The organism is Rathayibacter sp. Leaf296 (assembly GCF_001423045.1).
Taxonomy (GTDB): Bacteria; Actinomycetota; Actinomycetes; order Actinomycetales; family Microbacteriaceae; genus Rathayibacter; species Rathayibacter caricis.
Genome location: NZ_LMNR01000002.1, coordinates 1,214,164 through 1,229,955 on the forward strand (window position 1 = coordinate 1,214,164; position 15,792 = coordinate 1,229,955).

Genomic DNA, 15,792 nt, shown 5'->3' on the forward strand with positions numbered 1-15,792 from the left:
GCGCATCGCTCCGAGTCGTCAGCCGAGCAGCTCGGCGACCAGCCGCTCCACGCGGCCGCGGATGTCGTCGCGGATCGGGCGCACCTGCTCGAGCGGGAGTCCGGCCGGATCGGCGAGCTCCCAGTCCTCGTAGCGCTTGCCGGGGAAGATCGGGCAGACGTCGCCGCAGCCCATGGTGATGACGACGTCCGACTCGCGCACCTGCTCCGTCGTCATCAGCTGCGGGACCTCGTGCGAGATGTCGATCCCCTCCTCCGCCATCGCGGCGACCGCGACGGCGTTGATGCTCGCGCCCGGCTCGGACCCGCCGGAGCGGACCTGGACGCGGCCCCCGGAGAGGCTCGTCAGGTAGCCGGCGGCCATCTGCGAGCGGCCGGCGTTGTGGATGCAGACGAACAGGACGGCGGGGGTGTCGCTCACGGGGGTCTCCTCGGGGGGTGGGGATCGGCCCGACGAGTATGGCGCGTTCCGGTGAACGGCGGCGCTACCCTCCTGTCCATGACAGGACAGGACGCCGACGAGCGCACGGAGCCGGGCACAGGCCGCGACGAGACCCCCGAGGAGCGCTCGGACCGCAACTGGAACGAGATCCTGCAGGAGCTGCGGGTCGTGCAGACCGGCACCCAGATCCTCGGCGGCTTCCTGCTGACGCTCTGCTTCCAGCAGCGCTTCACCGAGCTCGCGCCGATGGACGTGGCGCTGTACCTCGTGCTCGTGTTCCTGGCGGCCACGGTGACGGTGCTGGCGCTGGCGCCGGTGGTCGTGCACCGGCTGCTGTTCGCGCGCGGCCGCAAGGCCGAGCTGGTGCGGTTCGGCAACCGGATCGTGCTGACCTGCCTCGCGGCGGGGTCGCTCCTGTTCGTGGGCGTCGTGACGTTCGTGTTCGACTTCGTGCTGACTCCGACGGCGGGGTTGATCGCGGGTGGGGCGGTGCTGCTGATCATCGCGGCGGTGTGGACGAGTGCGCCGGTGATCCTGCGGAGGCGGGCGCGCGGCTGAGGCCGGCGGTGCTGCAGGTGGTCCCTGCGGCTGCCGCTACCGCTGCCGCTGCCGCTGCCGCTGCCGCTGCCGCTGCCGCGCGAGGATGCCAGCCGGTCGCGGTCGCCGTCAACCGGCTTCAGCGCGAGCGGCCCCGCTCCCTACCGTGGGGGTGCGGCATCCGCCCGCCCGAGAGGAGACCCAGCATGAGCGCGACCGACGGACCCCAGGACAACCCGCAGAACCACGACACGGTGGACGACGCCGGAGTCGACAAGCCCTCGCAGGCCGAGGGCGACGACGCGCAGATCGGCAACGGGCAGGGCGGCGACGCGCAGTCGACCGCCGAGGACGTGACGACCGCCGTCGACGACGACGACCTCGACGCCGGCGTCAGCGAGCCGACGGACTGAGCGTGATCCCCGCGCTCGGCGGTCTCGACAGCACGGCGGCCGTCCTCGCCGACGGCTATCTCTTCGGCACCAGGCGCTTCGCGCGGGTCGACGCCGACGCCTTCCGCACCCGGATCCTCGGCAGACCCGTCGTGGTGGCCCGGGGCATCGAGGCGGCCCGCTTCTTCTACGAGGGGGGCCGCTTCGACCGGGCCGGCGCCCTGCCCGGCTCCGTTCTGCACCTCCTGCAGGACGAGGGCAGCGTGCAGACCCTCGAGGACGAGCAGCACCACCGTCGCAAGCGGCTCTTCCTCTCCCTCGTCGAGACCGCAGACGAACGCTCACGCCTCGTCAGCGCGTTCGCCCTCGAATGGCAGCGCTCGGCAGCGCGCTTCGCCGGAACCCCCGTGCCGCTGCAGGACGTGGCGGCCGAGGTGCTCGGGCGGGCGGTCCTCGCCTGGGCCGGCATCGCGCTGGACGAGGAGGAGGCGCAGCAGCGCTCCGACGAGCTCCGCAGCATGGTCGACAACGCCGGGCGCTTCGGCCCGCCGAACTGGGCCGCGCGCCTGCGCCGTCGGCGCACCGAGCACTGGGCGCAGAGCCTGATCGAGGCGAGCCGCGCCGCCGGGTTGCCGCCCGAGGAGGGCGCCGCGTCGATCGTCGACCGGATCGCGCACGCCGAGGAGGACGGCGCCGTGCTGCCGACCGAGGTCGCCGCGGTGGAGCTGCTCAACCTGCTCCGCCCCACGGTCGCGGTCGGCCGCTTCATCGTCCTCGCCGCGCTGGCACTGCACGAGCACCCGGAGTGGCGCGACCGGCTCGAGCAGCCCGAGGAGCGCGCCGCCTTCGCGAACGAGGTCCGCCGGTTCTCCCCCTTCTTCCCGATGGTCGGTGGACGCGCGCAGACAAGCCTGCCATTCCGGGGCGAGACGCTGCCCGCGGGCCAGTGGTTCCTCCTCGACCTGTACGCGACGGACCACGCGACCGCCCACTGGGACGCCCCCGAGACCTTCGACCCGTCGCGCTTCCTCGCCCCCGTCGACCGCAACGGCTTCATCGCCCAGGGCGGCGGCCACTACGGCGACGGCCACCGCTGCCCAGGCGAGCCCGCGACCGTCGACCTCCTGGCGGAGGCACTCGAGCTGCTCACGACCGGGCACCCGTACGACGTGGCCCCAAGCCAGGACTTCTCGATCAGCCTCCACTCGTTCCCGACGGAGCCGGCCGGCGGGTTCGTGGTGACGTTCCGGGCGTAGGGTTCGGGGCTCGGTGCGGCTGCGGAGGCTCGAGGTCGCCAGTTGCCTCGATCACGACCGGCGAGGTGCCGCCGAAACAGCGAACGAGAAACGATTCACCGCACGGAGGAGGTTGAGACGGCTTGGCCACGTGCAACTCCACGTTCTGAGCCGCAGGGAGGAGCGCGCAGCTGAGGTGCGTCGAGTTCGCCGTCGCGGGTTATGCCGGCCCCAAGAACCGCTCCGTGATCAGGATCCCGCGCGTGCGGAATGCGCGGGGACTGTCCCGCTCGGCCTCCTCTCGGAAGATGCTCGGCATGACCAGGTACCAGGAGAGCACGCGCAGCGTCGAATCCAGAACCCAGGAGCGCGCCCTCTACTCGTCATGCTCGGCGAAGACCCGGGTCCTTTTCCGGCATTTGCCGAAAATATTTGTCATGTCATTTCTTGTGCGGTGAGACAGGGCCGTGCGTCGGCGTCGTGGAATCAACGGCTGCGCACTCACGTGCGCACGTTGAGCAGTATCGCTCCGTAGAGGTGCGCATGCTCGTCGCCGACGACGGATCCGACGATATGCAAGAACTCGTTCTGCGCGCGGGACGCGGCGTCGATCGCAATTTCCGGATCGACGGCCGGCACGGTGAACATCATCCGGTAGACCTCCGGCTCATCTCGCCCGACGGCCTGGAGCGCCTCGAGCGCTGTCGCCAGGGAGGCCGTGCGGTCACCCGACTCCGCCGGGTGCAAACCCAGCAGCACCTCGGTGATCCGGTCCCTGCTCTCGGCGCCGACCGCCGAGAGCAGGCTCTCCTTGTCGGCGAAGTGGCGGTAGGGAGCCCCGCGAGAGACCTCGGCGCGCGCACCGACCTCGCGGAGGGTGACCTTCTACGGACCGCCCTCGTTCAACAGCTCGCGGGCCGCATCGAGAAGGGCGGGCACCTCGAGGTCACCCAGGCCCTACTGCCCGCTATCCGGCGGAGCAGGGGGCGGATCGTGGTGACCAGCTCGCTCGCCGGCCGCCTCGCCCAGCCGACCTATGGCGCCTACTCCGGGTCGAAGTACGCCCTCGAGGCGGTCGGCGACGCGCTCCGCCGCGAGATGGCACCCGAGGGTGTGAAGGTCGTCCTCATCGAGCCCGGCGCCGTCCGCACCGAGATGGTTGGCCGCGGCGGAGTCACCGCACGCACGCTGATCAGCGGGATGACCCCGGAGCAGGAGCAGCGCCACGGCGGTCTGATGCAGGCGATCCTCGCGCAGTCCGAGGACTTCCTCCGGACGGGAGTGGACGCCTCGGCGGCCGCCCAGGTCTTCGCCCGGGCGATCACCAGCCCGCGGCCCCGCGCCCGCTGCACGATCGGCCGCGACGCCGCCGCGCTCACCCGGCTCGCCCGCTTCCTGCCCGACCGCGCCCTCGACCGCGTCCTCGCCTCCGCGCTCCGGCCACACCTCCCCCGCTGAACCCCACCCCTCGAGAAAGAAGCCACCATGCCCTCCATCACCGACTCCGTCGTCCTCGTCACCGGGGCGAACGGAGGCATCGGCACCGCCTTCGTGCACACCGCCCTCGCCCGCGGAGCCGCCAAGGTCTATGCCACCGCACGCACTCCGCGGCTGTCGCCGCCTCCGAAGACGTCACCGTGCTGATCAACAACGCCGGTGGACTCCCGCCGACCGCGAGCCTCCTCGACATCGCCGAGGTCTATCTACGGGCGAACATCGAGATCAACTTTTTCGCTGCGCTGCTTGTGGCGCGGGCGTTCGCGCCGGTCCCGGCCGCCGCTCCGGGCGCCGTGCTCATCGACATCCACTCGGTGGCGAGCTGGTCCGCCGGCGCCGGCGTCTACAGCGCCTCGAAAGCGGCGCTCTGGTCGGCCACGAACGCGCTCCGGCTCGAGCTCGCGCCGCTCGGCATTCACGTGACGGGCGTGCACATGGGCTACGTCGACACCGCGATGGCGGCGCACAGCGACGACCTCAAGATGGAGCCGGCCGACCTGGTCGCCGCGGTCCTCGACGGCGTGCAGGCGGGCGCCTTCGAGGTCGTCGCCGACGAGCTCAGCGCGCAGGTGAAGGCGGGGCTCGCCGCGCCGATCGAAGCCCTCTACCCCGAGCTCCGCACCGCCTAGCGCCATGACCCCTCACGCCGCGGATCACCCCCGGAGAACCTCGTGATCACCGTGTACTTCGTCGTCGCCGGCCTCACCGCACTCGCCTTCGTCGGCTCCGGACTTTTCAAGATCATCCGTCCTCCGTCCGCATTGAAGGAGAGCGGGCTGGTGTGGGTGGACGACTTCGCGTCGTCGACCGTGAGACTGATCGGTGCGGCTGAGACCGTGGGAGGGCTCGGACTGGTCCTTCCCGTCGTGACGGGCATCGCGCCGGCGCTCGCGCCGGTTGCCGGAGTAGCACTCACGGTCCTGATGATCGGCGCGATCGTCGTCGACGCCCGTCACCGGCTCACCGTCGTTCCCGCGCTAGTGCTGGCGCTGTTCGCGATCGCCTCCGCCACTCTCGGCGCCACCCTTTGATCGGCGGCTGGCTCTCGACGCCGGCGTCGGCGCGATGAGCACCTCGTCAGCGGCGCTCGGGTCGGTGGGACAATAGGGCGTCCGAGAGCGAGCGCCCCTGCTCCGCCGACCAGGGAGGGCCCGATGACCTCGTCAGCTGAGACGACGCCCGCCGCCGCCGCTCCGCTCGGCCGCCGCGAGCGCAACAAGCAGCAGAAGCTCGAGCGCATCGTCGCGGCGGCCGCCGAGCTGTTCGCCGAGCACGGAGTCGACGAGGTCACGACGCAGCAGATCGCCGAGCGCGCCGACATCGGCACCGGAACGCTGTTCCTCTACGCCAAGACCAAGGGAGAGCTGCTGCTGCTCGTGCAGAACGCGCACTACGAGGAGGCGCTCGCGCGCGGACGCCACGAGGCGGAATCGGCGGCGACGGCACTCGACGCGGTGCTGGCGGTCCTCGCGCCGATCGCCGAGTGCAACCGCGTGCAGGTCGAGAACGGCCGCACCTACCTGCGCGAGATGGCCTTCGGCGACCCGACTGAGCCCCACCACGCCGCGGCACGGGCCATCGCGGCCGAGACCGACAGCGCCATGGCCGACATCCTCGTGCGCCGAGCAGGGCTCGCCGCCGCGGACGCCGCGACGCTCGCAGGCATCGTCTCTGCCGTGATGTTCCTCACGCTGGCGACCAGCGCCGATCCGCGGACCGGGGTCGCCGAGATCGTCGCGGCCGTGCGCGCCCAGGTCGCGGCGATCCTCCCGCACTGACGAGGCTCGCCCGCTCGTGGAACGGCTGCGGTTCGACCGCGCTGCTGGACGACCGTGCTGCGGATCGACCGTGCCGGCCTCAGGCCGCCAGGAACTTCGCCGCGACCGGAGCGAACTGCTGCCAGTACTGGAAGATCCCGCCGTGCCCCGAGTTCGGGTAGATGATCAGCTCCGAGCCGGCGATGCGGCGGTGCAGGTCCTCGGAGAGCACGGAGGGGACCATGCGGTCGTGGTCTCCGTTCGCGATCAGGGTCGGCTGCGTGATGACCGAGAGATCCGACGGAGCGGAGCGGCCGAAGCGCTGGATCGCCTTGAGCTGGGTCGAGAACGCCTTGGTGCCGATCGTCGCGTCGCGGTCGACGGTGCGCTCCTTCAGGCGGCCGACGAACTGCTTCGCGGCCTTTCGGCCTGCGGCGTCGCGGGTGAAGAAGAGGAACTCCTTGATGTCGGAGCGGGTGAGGATCGAGCGCACGAGGTCGTAGTAGGTGACGCCCACGACCTTGTCCATGTCCTTGCCGCCGCGCGGGCCGGTGCCGGTCAGGACCAGCCTGCGGACGAGCGACGGGTGCTTCACAACGAGGTCCTGCGCGATCATGCCGCCCATCGAGAACGAGAAGACGTCGATCGTGTCGTAGCCGAGGCCGTGGATGAAGTCGTAGGCGTCGTCGGCGGCCTCCTCGAGGGTCGCGGGGACGGTGCCGCCGGAGGCGCCGACGCCCTGCTGGTCGAAGGTGATCACGTGGCGGTTCGCGGCGATCGCGTCGATGATCCGTGGGTCCCAATTGTCGAGGGTCGCGGCGAGATGGACGAAGAAGACGACGGGGATCGCCTCGGTCGGCCCGAGCTCGCGATAGGCGAAGGTCTTGCCGGCAGTGGTAAGGGTCTTCGCGGGGGCGTCCGCGTACGAGGTGATGGTCATGCTGATTCCTTCTGCAGTGGGGTGGTTCAGAGGCCGAGGACGACGGCCTTGCCGCGGATGCGGTTCGTGGCGAGGGAGGCGAGCGCCTTTGGGGTCTCGTGGAACGGGAACGTCGCTCCGACGACGGGTCGGATGACCCCTGCGTCGACGAGCGCGGCGATCTCGGCGAGCTGGGAGCCGCTCGCGCGCATGAAGAGGAAGCGGTAGTGCACGCCGAGTTTCTTCGCGCGGGCCCGTGTCTTCCGGCTGAGCGCCGCAATCGCGAGGCGCAGCACCGGGTTCAATCCCGCCTCCGCGGCGAAGGCCGGGTCGGGGACGCCGTTGATGCCGACGACCGTGCCGCCGGGCTTCAGGATCCGCATCGACTTCTCGAGGGTCTCGCCGCCGAGGCTGTCGAGGACGAAGTCGTAGCCCGAGAGCTCCTGCTCGAAGTCCTGGCTGCGGTAGTCGATGACGACGTCGGCGCCGAGCTCGCGCACGAAGTCGGCGTTCGAGGCCGACGCCGTGGTCGCGACGACCGCGCCGATGTGCTTGGCGAGCTGGATCGCGACGGTGCCGACGCCTCCGGAGCCGGCGTGGATGAGGACCTTCTGGCCGGGCTGCACGTTGCCCTTCACGACGAGCGCCTGCCACGCGGTCAGCGCGACGAGGGGCAGGGACGCCGCCTCCGCCGCGCTGATCGATGTCGGAGCGAGTGCGAGGTCTGCCTCGTCGATCGCGATGCGCTCGGCGAAGGTGCCGATCCGGTGGTCGCGGGGGCGGGCGTAGACCTGGTCTCCCGGCTTCACCCCGCGCACGTCAGCGCCGGTGCGGATGACCGTGCCCGCGACGTCGTGACCGAGAGTCAGCGGCAGCGGGTAAGGGAGGATCGGCTTGAACTCGCCCTCACGGATCTTCTCGTCGAGCTGGTTGAGGCCCGCGGCGGCGACGCGCACGAGGACGTCGCGCGGACGGACGGTGGGCTCGGGCACGTCGGCCTCGTGGAGGGGCTGCTTGTACGTGTCGAACACGAACGCTCGCATGGTGTGTCTCCTGGTTTCTGTGGCTGTGGGTGCCGCGGTCAGCGGCGGAGGAAGAGGCGCGCGGCCTCGGTGACGGCTCGTCGGTTCTGCGGCACGACTCCGTGGCCGGAGTCGGGGAAGATCCGTGTCTGGGCGTCGTCGAACCGCGCGCGCAGCACGGCGACGTTCGCGAGCGGGACCATCCGGTCGCTGTCGCCGTGCAGGATCAGCCCGGGCGCCGAGAACCGGCCGCTCGGCGCCGTCCGACGCCCCCACTGCGCGACCGCCCGCAGCTGCGCGCGGAACACCCCGGGGGTCACGGCGGCGTCACGATCGCTCCGGCGCCGCTTCAGCCGGGCCGCGTACTCCTCCGCGGCGCGCCGGCCGCCGGCCGTGCGGGTGAAGAAGAGCAGCGCGGTCGGATCGGTGGCCGTCACCACTCCGCGGAGGATCGAGCGCACCATCACCCCGGTCAGCGCGGTCAGGCGCGGACCGCCCTCGGGGCCGGTGCCGGCCAGGATCACCCGGTCGACGAGCTCAGGAGCCCGCTCGAGGACCGCCTGGGCGACCATGCCGCCCATCGACAGGCCGAGGAGGTCGACCCGCTCGAGACCGAGCGCGCGGATCACGGCGATGACATCGTCGGCCGCGTCGTCGAACGACTCCCGGACCCTGCCGGTCGAGCCGCCGACCCCGCGGTAGCCGAGCAGGATCACCCGGCGCTCCTCGACGAGCGGATCGACGACCTCCGGGTCCCAGCTGTCGAGGTTCACTCCGAGGTGCGTCAGCCCCACGAGCGGAGGCAGGTCACCGCTCCCGATGTCGCGGTAGACGAACTCCGCACCCGCCGCGCTCACGCGTCGAGTCGGTGCGTCGGTCGATGCCGAAGTCATGACTGCCCTCCTGATGCTCGACTCATCCGAGTAGACTCAATCATGAGCACACTCAGTTAATTTGTCAAGAAGGAGCCGATGTCGTCGAGAAGGCCCCCGAGCGGCCGCCGCGAGCGCGCCAAAGAGGAGAAGCGACGCCGGATCACGAGCGCGGCGAGGGAGCTGTTCGCCGAGCACGGAGTCGGCGGAGTCACCACGCAGCAGATCGCCGACCGGGCGGACGTGGCGGTCGGCACCCTGTTCCTCTACGCCTCCTCGAAGGCTGAGCTGCTGATCATGGTGCAGAACCAGAAGTTCGCGGCCGCCATCGACGAAGGACTGGCCGCCGCCGACGGACTGGACACCGCCGGCGCCCTCGACAAGGTGCTCGCTCTGGTGAGGCCTGTGGTGATCTGCATCCGGGAGCAGCCGGAGAACGGCCGCGCCTATCTCCACGAGCTCGTCTTCGGCGACCCGGCCGAGCCCCACCGCGGCGAGGGTCTCACTCTCTCGCTCCGCCTCGAGGACGGACTGACGAGGCTCCTGGCCCACGACCGCGCGAGGGACGACGCCGCCACGATCGCCCGGGTGATCACCTCCGTGATCCACGTGACCACTGCGGCGACTGCGCACCTGAACGATTCGACGCCGGTGATCCTCGGCCGGGTCCACCGTCAGATCTCCGTCGTGGTGCCGCCCGACGGGCGCTGTCGCCCGCAGAGGTGAAGGCGCCACGATCACCTCAGGAAGCGAGGCGGTGGCGGATCCGGAGCGTGCGGGCTGTCGGTGCCGGGGCCGTGGGCGTCAGGGTGAGGCGTCCTGTCGTCGCCTGCCACTGCGCGCCCCACTCCGCGAGCCGGGCCGGGAAGACCTGCTCGATCCGGATCTCTCGGCCGCGGAGGTCAGGCAGCTCGAGCACGATGTCGTCCTTCCCCACGCGATGCCAGATCGAGACGAGCAGTTCGTCGCCGGTGCTGAGGCCGAACGCGACGGCGTCGTCCGTCCAGTCGGGCAGCCCGAGCGGCCATCGAGGGAAGCCGTGCGCGATCGCTGCGCGGAGGCTCTTCGCGGTGGACACGGCCTCCTGCACGAGAGCGAGCTGCGCGGGCGACATGCGGTTGAGGTAGCCGGAGAGGTAGAAGCGGCCGAGCAGGCCGGTGACCAGGCAGAAGGCGATCTCCTCGTCCGTCATTCCGGGCTGGGGATAGGCCCAGCTCGCGGCCTGCTCGGGGAGCACCATCATCGAAGCCGTCGCCGCGATCGACGGAGCGAGGCGGAAGTCCTGCTGATCGGAGCTCGACTGCAGCTGCAGTCTCGACATCACCGCCCAGTCGCCGCGCATGGCTCCAGAGGAGCACGATTCGACCACCAGCGAGGGATGGCGCAGGTGCAGCGCATCCAGCCAGGCCAGGAATGCTCTGTTGTGCCCCAGCAGTCCCGCGCCGACCGAGTCGGCGTCGCGGTCGGTGCCCGCGCCGGCGTCGATGTTGTAGTCGAACTTGAAGAAGCCGATCCCGAAGTCGGCGATGAGACGATCGATGGTGCTGTCGAGGTGGGCGCGGGCTGCCGGGTGGCGGAAGTCGAGGTGGAAGCGCTCGTGCTCCTGGACGCGGACCCCGAGCCGGCTCAGGAAGGCCTCGGGCGGAAGCTGGCCGGCCAGCGGGCTGTCGACGCCGATCACTTCGGGCTCGAGCCACAGCCCCGGCACCATGCCGCGCTCTCGGATCCGATCGACGACCTCGCCCAGGCCGCCCGGGAAACGGGTGCTGGAGGGCCGCCACTCGCCGACGCTGCTCCACCATCCGTCGGGCAGTGCGCTCTCGTCGTACCAGCCGGCGTCGATGCAGAAGATCTCGGCGCCCACTGCCGACGCGGCGTCGATCAGCGGAAGCAGTCGCGCGGTCGTGGGATCGCCGTTGAGGGTGTTCATGTAGTCGTTGAAGATCACGGGCATGGCGGCGTTGTCGGGGTGCGGGCGGCGTCGGGCCCGACGACGGCTCGTCAGAGCGTCTCCCGCTCGCATCAGGTCGGCGCCGAACGCGACGGTGACGGGCACGGAGCGGAACTCCTCCCCCGGCTCGAGGGCGTGGATCCAGCCGTGATCGCGATCGGTCGGTCCGGAGAGCGTCAGCGATGCGCCTCCGGTGTCCTCTCCGATGTCCCAGCGCCACGCACCGTTGTGCTCGATCTGCCACAGGATCGCCGCGTCCGGCGCGACGACCATCACACCGACCCCGCACCGGAATCGGCCGGCTGAACCCGCGCACGACGTCCAGAACCTCACAGGGAACTACAGCTCGGGCTCGTCCACTCCTGGGCCGCCGATCTGCACTTCGAGCGACACTGTCGCAATGTAAGCCTGGGCTCCTTCTGCGGCAGTATCAGCATCTCCGTAGGCGATTCCCGCAGCGACGTCGATGTGGCCACGCAGAGCTCGCTCGTCCGGGCGGGGGGGAACCAAGCCGAGGTTCGTCCTCGCCGTCAGAATCTCCTCCACTGGGCCGGCCAGCTGAGCGAGCATCGAATTACCGCTGGCCTGCAGGAGGGTGCGGTGGAACTCGATGTCAGCCGCGAGGTATTCCTCTGATCGACCTGCTCCTGTCGCCCCGAGGTATTCGAGTTCGGCCGCCAAGCGGGTGAGTGCGCTCCTCTGATGGCGATTCGCGCGCGAGGACGCGAGGCGCGCGGCGGCCGGCTCGACGGCCGCACGAAGCTCCATCAGTTCGAGAAGCTGCGCGTGTCGTTGTGGTCCGTCAAGTCTCCACCGGATCACCGAGCTGTTCATCGAATCCCATTGGGTGCGTTCGTTGACCGTGACGCCGACGCGACGCTTCGAAGTCACCATCCCGTGGTCTTCCAACACTCGTACCGCCTCCCGGGCCACCGTCCGGGACACGCGGAACTCGTCCTCGATGAGCGCCAACGTCAGGACCGCGCCTGCGGGAACGACGCCGCCCGCGATCCTGCGGCCGAGGATCTGAAGAACCTCCGCGTGCACGCCGGAGTTGGCCTGTCTATCCATTTCGCCCAATCGTAGGATTTTTCTTGCCAAAGGTAGTACTTATATGTGATTCTCATCCTCGACCGTCCCCGATGGTCGCTGGCCGCGATGACGATCACGTTGTCCGCCAGGCGGTGCGATCACTTCGGTGTCGCATCCCACCCTCTCATTCAACGGAGAATCAGAATGGAAGACTGGACCCAGACACTGGGCGCCCTGCCCCTGCTCGGCATCGCCGCGGCGGCAATCGCCTTGATCCTGTTCCTGGTGATCAGAGTCAAGCTGCATGCTTTCCTCGTCCTCATCCTCGTGTCGCTGCTCACGGCGATCGCAACAGGTATCCCGCTCGAGAACCTGGCGGAGGTGCTGGTCTCGAGCTTCAGCGGCACTCTCGGCCACGTCGCGCTGCTCGTCGGCCTGGGTGCCATGCTCGGAAGTCTCGTGGAGTCCAGCGGCGGCGCACGAGTCCTCGCGGACAAGATGGTCAGCATCTTCGGCGAGAAGCGCGCGCCCTTCGCCCTCGGCGTCGCATCTCTCATCGTCGGCTTCCCGATCTTCTTCGACGCCGGTCTGATCGTCATGCTTCCGATCGTGTTCGCGGTCGCACGCCGACTGGGTGGCAAGAACCTGCTTCTCTACGGACTCACCTCAGCCGCGGCGCTCTCTGCGATGCACGTGTTCCTTCCGCCGCATCCTGGCCCGGTGACCGCGTCCGCCACCTACGGCGCCAATCTCGGCATCGTGCTCATCCTCGGCGTGATCGTTGCAGTGCCGACCTGGTACGTGTCCGGTTACCTCTGGGCGAAGTTCGCCAACAAGCGCAACCCGATGGCGGTCCTGGCCCTCTTCGGCCGACCCGAGGATGACGTCGAACCCACTAACCCGCCGTCTGCGGGAACGGTCGTCGGTATCATCGCGATCCCCCTCCTGCTCATCTTCCTCAACACTGGCCTGACGGCACTGACATCGGCAGGAGTTCTCGAGGGTGACCAGCTCTGGGTGCGCGCCTTGACGCTGATCGGCACGAGCGAGATCGCCCTGCTCCTCGCCCTGCTCGTCGCCCTCGTCGTCCTCGGTACCCGGCGCGGAGTGCACGGCTCCGCTCTGGAGAAGGTCGTCGATCGCTCCCTCGGCCCCATCTGCTCAGTGGTTCTGATCACTGGCGCCGGTGGCATGTTCGGTGGGGTGCTCCGCGCATCCGGTATCGGCGATGCTCTCGCAGGGACCCTCGACGGACTCGGGCTGCCCATCATCTTCGCGGCGTATCTGATCGCGGTCATCCTGCGTGTCGCTCAGGGATCGGCCACCGTCGCGCTCGTCACGACTGCAGGTCTACTGTCCCCCGCGGTACTCGCGGCCGGCTACTCGCCGCTCGAGCTCGCCTGCATCACCATGGCCACAGCGGCCGGTTCGGTCTTCGCCGGACACGTCAACGACGGCGGCTTCTGGCTCGTGGGCCGCCTCATGGGCATGGACGTCAAGACGACGCTCAAGACATGGACAGTGCAGCAGACCCTGGAATCGCTGGTCGGCTTCGCCATCACCCTCGTCATCTTCGCCATCGTCTGAGAGGCACGCATGTTCACCCTCACCGGAAAACTAGCCCTTGTCACCGGGTCCTCTCGAGGCCTCGGGCACACTTTGGCCACCGCGCTCCAGACAGCAGGCGCACGGGTCGTCCTCCACGGCCGCGACGCTACGTCACTTCAAGACGCAGCGGACACGTGGGAACGCACTCACGGACAGCGACCCCTCAGCCTGTCTTTCGATGTTCGAGATGCTCCGAGCGTCGAGACGGCGATCGCAGACCTCGTCGATCGTCATGGAGCGCCGGACATCCTCGTCAACAACGCAGGCATTCAGCATCGAGCCCCGTTCGCCGAGTTCCCGGTCGAGCACTGGGACGAGATCGTCGCCACGAACCTCTCGAGCGTGTTCTACGTGTCTCGATTCGTCGCCCCCCACATGATCGCCAGGGGCTCGGGGAAGATCATCAACATCGCTTCCGTGCAGTCCGCGCTCGGCCGCCAGACGATCGCTCCGTACGCCGCCAGCAAGGGCGGAGTGGCTCAGCTCACCCGCGGGATGACCGCGGACCTCGCTCGTCACAACATCCAGGTCAACACTCTTTCACCCGGCTACTTCGCCACCGACATGAATAGCGCCCTCGTCGAGGACCCGGACTTCTCCGCGTGGCTCGAGCAGCGCACGCCGGCGGGCCGCTGGGGTCGACCCGAGGAGCTGGCGGGCACCCTCGTCTACCTGGCGTCGTCTGCGAGTGACTTCGTCACGGGCCAGAACATCTTCGTCGACGGTGGCATGACAGCAGTTGTCTGACCACCTCACGCCCATCTCTGTCACGCAAAGGACAAGCCATGAAGACAACTTCCATTTCCGGAAAGCTCGACCTCGCCGTCGCCGAAGTACCCCTGCCCAAACCAGGGCCGGGTGAGATCCGCATCCGCGTCTCCTTCGTCGGAATCTGCGGCTCAGATCTTCACTACTACTTCGAGGGCGCCAACGGTGCGTTCGTTGTGAAGGAACCTCTGACCCCGGGTCACGAGCTCTCCGGCCATGTCGACCTCGACCCGAGCGGCCGACTCACCCCGGGCACGCCAGTCACGATCCACCCTGCCCGCTTCGGCGCCACGGACGACTCGATCCCCGATGCGCCCCATCTGTGGTCAGGGGGGTCGTACCTCGGCAGTGCATCCACCACCCCGCACACCCAAGGGGCGATGGCCGAGTACCTCCTCGTCGATGCGTCCATGGTGCGGATCCTGCCTCAGGGACTGCCCGTGCTGAGAGCAGTCCTGGCGGAGCCCCTCGCGGTCGGACTCCACGCGGTCGCCCGCGCAGGCAGCGTGCACGGGGCCCGAGTCCTCATCTCAGGCGCCGGGCCCATTGGACTGCTCACCGCCGCCGCGGCTTCCGCAGCAGGCGCGAGCAGCGTCGTGGTGAGCGATGTCCTCGCTGAGCCGCTCGCACTCGCTCTCACCATCGGCGCTCACGAGACCCGACATGTCGGCGTCGACACCATCGAAGCTGACTCGTTCGATGTCGTCTTCGAATGCTCGGGAGCCGCTGCCGCAATCTCCTCCGCCGTGATCGCTGTCCGTCGACGGGGCACGGTCGTCCAGGTCGGAATGGTCCCCGCTGAAGCACGCCCCGTCGCGCTCGCTCCACTCATCTCGAAGGAAGTGACCCTCATCGGAGTCTTCCGCTTCCTCGATGAGATCGACGAAGCGCTACTCCTGTTGGCACAGCGACCCGAAATCGAGGCCGTCGTCACTCACGTCCTCCCCGTTGAGGACGTTCAGCAGGCCTTCGAGCTAGCCAAGGCTTCCTCCGTCAGCAGCAAGGTCGTCGTCGACCTCAGCGACGACAGACACCAGGTCGACGCGCGCATCGTGGCGGCATGAGCGGCGCGGATCGTCATCCCATCGGCCCCGTGGTAGTCATGGGTGTCGCCGGTTGCGGCAAGAGCGTCGTCGGCGAGCATCTCGCCGAGCGATACGGCGTTCCCTTTGTCGACGCCGACACGCTCCATCCCTCCTCGAACATCGAGAAGATGCGCAGCGGTCAGCCCCTCACCGACGAGGACCGCGCCCCTTGGCTCGATCTCGTTGCCGACGAGCTGGGGCTTCGTCCCGATGGGATCCTCATCGCCTGCTCAGCCCTTAAGCGCCACTACCGCGACAGGCTCCGACGGGTGGCGCCCGGCGTACGCTTCATCCACCTCCACGGTGACGAGGCGCTGCTGTACCAACGGCTCGCGTCACGGGACGGCCATTTCATGCCGGCCTCCTTGCTGCAGTCGCAGCTGGCAACTCTCGAGGATCTGGAGGTCGATGAGCACGGGTGGACGATCGACGTGGCACAACCGCTCCCCTCGGTCCTCGTGGAGGCCACCAGTGCTCTGAGCGGTACTCGCGAGGAGACGGCCTGAGGCAGCGGGAAGGGAAGCTCGATCGGCCCTTCCCTTCCCGCTTCTTCTCTCGAGAAACCGATCCTCACTTCGCCGCCGTCTTCACCTGGTGCAACCCCCGGCTTGCTCGCGCGATGAACACGCTCCGGCGTTCTTTCTCGTCATCTCACCGGTAGCCGTCAACTTCGCTC

General features: G+C 69.1%; 20 protein-coding genes and 1 pseudogene. 13 read left to right on the forward strand and 8 right to left on the reverse strand.

Annotated elements, in window-relative coordinates:
• Positions 1-18 precede the first annotated feature (18 nt).
• Entirely contained in the window at positions 19-420 is a 402-nt protein-coding gene (locus tag ASF46_RS15865; protein WP_056868424.1) for an arsenate reductase ArsC, read from the reverse strand.
• 78 nt (positions 421-498) lie between these two features.
• Between ASF46_RS15865 and ASF46_RS15870 the strand changes: the two genes are divergently transcribed.
• From ASF46_RS15870 to ASF46_RS15880, 3 genes are all read left to right on the forward strand, one after another.
• A complete protein-coding gene (locus ASF46_RS15870; RefSeq protein WP_056868647.1) occupies positions 499-999 on the forward strand; it encodes a DUF6328 family protein in 501 nt (166 codons plus the stop codon).
• Between the two features lie 185 nt (positions 1,000-1,184).
• Positions 1,185-1,391, forward strand: a complete 207-nt coding sequence (locus tag ASF46_RS15875; RefSeq protein ID WP_056868425.1) for a hypothetical protein — start codon at positions 1,185-1,187, stop codon at positions 1,389-1,391.
• A gap of 2 nt (positions 1,392-1,393) precedes the next feature.
• A complete protein-coding gene (locus ASF46_RS15880) occupies positions 1,394-2,626 on the forward strand; it encodes a cytochrome P450 (protein ID WP_056868426.1) in 1,233 nt (410 codons plus the stop codon).
• Between the two features lie 480 nt (positions 2,627-3,106).
• On the opposite strand, the gene ASF46_RS19795 is transcribed toward ASF46_RS15880, so the two are convergent.
• Positions 3,107-3,256, reverse strand: coding sequence for a hypothetical protein (locus ASF46_RS19795; protein ID WP_235576966.1), 150 nt, complete (start codon positions 3,254-3,256; stop codon positions 3,107-3,109).
• 150 nt (positions 3,257-3,406) lie between these two features.
• Positions 3,407-3,475 (reverse strand): annotated as a pseudogene (locus tag ASF46_RS19940) (TetR family transcriptional regulator); the annotation flags it as partial.
• 51 nt (positions 3,476-3,526) lie between these two features.
• On the opposite strand from ASF46_RS19940, the gene ASF46_RS15890 reads away from it, so the two are divergent.
• The 5 genes from ASF46_RS15890 to ASF46_RS15905 all read left to right on the forward strand — a co-directional run bounded on the left by ASF46_RS15890 (position 3,527) and on the right by ASF46_RS15905 (position 5,880).
• Positions 3,527-4,063, forward strand: coding sequence for an SDR family NAD(P)-dependent oxidoreductase (locus ASF46_RS15890; RefSeq protein ID WP_416351500.1), 537 nt, complete (start codon positions 3,527-3,529; stop codon positions 4,061-4,063).
• A gap of 27 nt (positions 4,064-4,090) precedes the next feature.
• Positions 4,091-4,249: a hypothetical protein gene (locus ASF46_RS19900; RefSeq protein ID WP_327205468.1), complete on the forward strand. Its 159-nt coding sequence runs from the start codon at positions 4,091-4,093 to the stop codon at positions 4,247-4,249.
• Entirely contained in the window at positions 4,243-4,731 is a 489-nt protein-coding gene (locus ASF46_RS15895; protein ID WP_327205469.1) for an SDR family NAD(P)-dependent oxidoreductase, read from the forward strand. Before ASF46_RS19900 ends, ASF46_RS15895 begins: the two co-directional genes overlap by 7 nt.
• A 42-nt stretch (positions 4,732-4,773) precedes the next feature.
• Positions 4,774-5,133: a DoxX family protein gene (locus ASF46_RS15900; RefSeq protein ID WP_056868428.1), complete on the forward strand. Its 360-nt coding sequence runs from the start codon at positions 4,774-4,776 to the stop codon at positions 5,131-5,133.
• A 123-nt stretch (positions 5,134-5,256) separates the two neighbouring features.
• Positions 5,257-5,880 (forward strand): TetR/AcrR family transcriptional regulator, encoded by a 624-nt coding sequence (locus ASF46_RS15905; protein ID WP_056868429.1) that lies wholly within the window; start codon positions 5,257-5,259, stop codon positions 5,878-5,880.
• 79 nt (positions 5,881-5,959) lie between these two features.
• On the opposite strand, the gene ASF46_RS15910 is transcribed toward ASF46_RS15905, so the two are convergent.
• Genes ASF46_RS15910 through ASF46_RS15920 form a run of 3 tightly spaced genes read right to left on the reverse strand, consistent with a single transcriptional unit; the run spans position 5,960 to position 8,693 of the window.
• Positions 5,960-6,799 (reverse strand): alpha/beta fold hydrolase, encoded by an 840-nt coding sequence (locus ASF46_RS15910; RefSeq protein ID WP_056868430.1) that lies wholly within the window; start codon positions 6,797-6,799, stop codon positions 5,960-5,962.
• Positions 6,800-6,825: 26 nt separating this feature from the next.
• Complete coding sequence (locus ASF46_RS15915) at positions 6,826-7,821, reverse strand: NADP-dependent oxidoreductase (protein ID WP_056868431.1); 996 nt, start codon at positions 7,819-7,821, stop codon at positions 6,826-6,828.
• 38 nt (positions 7,822-7,859) lie between these two features.
• A complete protein-coding gene (locus ASF46_RS15920; protein WP_056868432.1) occupies positions 7,860-8,693 on the reverse strand; it encodes an alpha/beta fold hydrolase in 834 nt (277 codons plus the stop codon).
• Between the two features lie 78 nt (positions 8,694-8,771).
• Here ASF46_RS15920 and ASF46_RS15925 point away from each other — a divergent pair, with 78 nt between their 5' ends.
• Positions 8,772-9,398: a TetR/AcrR family transcriptional regulator gene (locus ASF46_RS15925; protein WP_056868433.1), complete on the forward strand. Its 627-nt coding sequence runs from the start codon at positions 8,772-8,774 to the stop codon at positions 9,396-9,398.
• A 16-nt stretch (positions 9,399-9,414) separates the two neighbouring features.
• On the opposite strand, the gene ASF46_RS15930 is transcribed toward ASF46_RS15925, so the two are convergent.
• Entirely contained in the window at positions 9,415-10,896 is a 1,482-nt protein-coding gene (locus ASF46_RS15930) for a glycoside hydrolase family 36 protein (protein ID WP_056868434.1), read from the reverse strand.
• A 66-nt stretch (positions 10,897-10,962) separates the two neighbouring features.
• Positions 10,963-11,694: a FadR/GntR family transcriptional regulator gene (locus ASF46_RS15935; RefSeq protein WP_056868435.1), complete on the reverse strand. Its 732-nt coding sequence runs from the start codon at positions 11,692-11,694 to the stop codon at positions 10,963-10,965.
• Positions 11,695-11,859: 165 nt separating this feature from the next.
• Between ASF46_RS15935 and ASF46_RS15940 the strand changes: the two genes are divergently transcribed.
• From ASF46_RS15940 to ASF46_RS15955, 4 genes are read left to right on the forward strand one after another with little or no spacing between them, the layout of a single operon-like run.
• Positions 11,860-13,242 (forward strand): GntP family permease, encoded by a 1,383-nt coding sequence (locus tag ASF46_RS15940; protein WP_056868436.1) that lies wholly within the window; start codon positions 11,860-11,862, stop codon positions 13,240-13,242.
• Between the two features lie 9 nt (positions 13,243-13,251).
• A complete protein-coding gene (locus tag ASF46_RS15945) occupies positions 13,252-14,010 on the forward strand; it encodes a glucose 1-dehydrogenase (RefSeq protein ID WP_056868437.1) in 759 nt (252 codons plus the stop codon).
• Between the two features lie 38 nt (positions 14,011-14,048).
• Positions 14,049-15,095 (forward strand): zinc-binding dehydrogenase, encoded by a 1,047-nt coding sequence (locus ASF46_RS15950; protein ID WP_056868438.1) that lies wholly within the window; start codon positions 14,049-14,051, stop codon positions 15,093-15,095.
• Positions 15,092-15,622, forward strand: a complete 531-nt coding sequence (locus ASF46_RS15955; protein ID WP_056868439.1) for a gluconokinase — start codon at positions 15,092-15,094, stop codon at positions 15,620-15,622. The genes ASF46_RS15950 and ASF46_RS15955 overlap by 4 nt, the downstream gene beginning before the upstream one ends.
• Positions 15,623-15,792: the final 170 nt, after the last annotated feature.

Excerpts from the sequence above, each read along its gene's own strand:
- ASF46_RS15870 (WP_056868647.1), top strand. The coding sequence starts at position 499 with ATGACAGGACAGGACGCCGACGAGCGCACGGAGCCGGGCACAGGCCGC.
- ASF46_RS15875 (WP_056868425.1), top strand. The coding sequence starts at position 1,185 with ATGAGCGCGACCGACGGACCCCAGGACAACCCGCAGAACCACGACACG.
- ASF46_RS19795 (WP_235576966.1), bottom strand. The coding sequence starts at position 3,256 with ATGATGTTCACCGTGCCGGCCGTCGATCCGGAAATTGCGATCGACGCC.
- ASF46_RS19900 (WP_327205468.1), top strand. The coding sequence starts at position 4,091 with ATGCCCTCCATCACCGACTCCGTCGTCCTCGTCACCGGGGCGAACGGA.
- ASF46_RS15905 (WP_056868429.1), top strand. The coding sequence starts at position 5,257 with ATGACCTCGTCAGCTGAGACGACGCCCGCCGCCGCCGCTCCGCTCGGC.
- ASF46_RS15910 (WP_056868430.1), bottom strand. The coding sequence starts at position 6,799 with ATGACCATCACCTCGTACGCGGACGCCCCCGCGAAGACCCTTACCACT.
- ASF46_RS15915 (WP_056868431.1), bottom strand. The coding sequence starts at position 7,821 with ATGCGAGCGTTCGTGTTCGACACGTACAAGCAGCCCCTCCACGAGGCC.
- ASF46_RS15920 (WP_056868432.1), bottom strand. The coding sequence starts at position 8,693 with ATGACTTCGGCATCGACCGACGCACCGACTCGACGCGTGAGCGCGGCG.
- ASF46_RS15925 (WP_056868433.1), top strand. The coding sequence starts at position 8,772 with ATGTCGTCGAGAAGGCCCCCGAGCGGCCGCCGCGAGCGCGCCAAAGAG.
- ASF46_RS15930 (WP_056868434.1), bottom strand. The coding sequence starts at position 10,896 with ATGGTCGTCGCGCCGGACGCGGCGATCCTGTGGCAGATCGAGCACAAC.
- ASF46_RS15935 (WP_056868435.1), bottom strand. The coding sequence starts at position 11,694 with ATGGATAGACAGGCCAACTCCGGCGTGCACGCGGAGGTTCTTCAGATC.
- ASF46_RS15940 (WP_056868436.1), top strand. The coding sequence starts at position 11,860 with ATGGAAGACTGGACCCAGACACTGGGCGCCCTGCCCCTGCTCGGCATC.
- ASF46_RS15945 (WP_056868437.1), top strand. The coding sequence starts at position 13,252 with ATGTTCACCCTCACCGGAAAACTAGCCCTTGTCACCGGGTCCTCTCGA.
- ASF46_RS15950 (WP_056868438.1), top strand. The coding sequence starts at position 14,049 with ATGAAGACAACTTCCATTTCCGGAAAGCTCGACCTCGCCGTCGCCGAA.
- ASF46_RS15955 (WP_056868439.1), top strand. The coding sequence starts at position 15,092 with ATGAGCGGCGCGGATCGTCATCCCATCGGCCCCGTGGTAGTCATGGGT.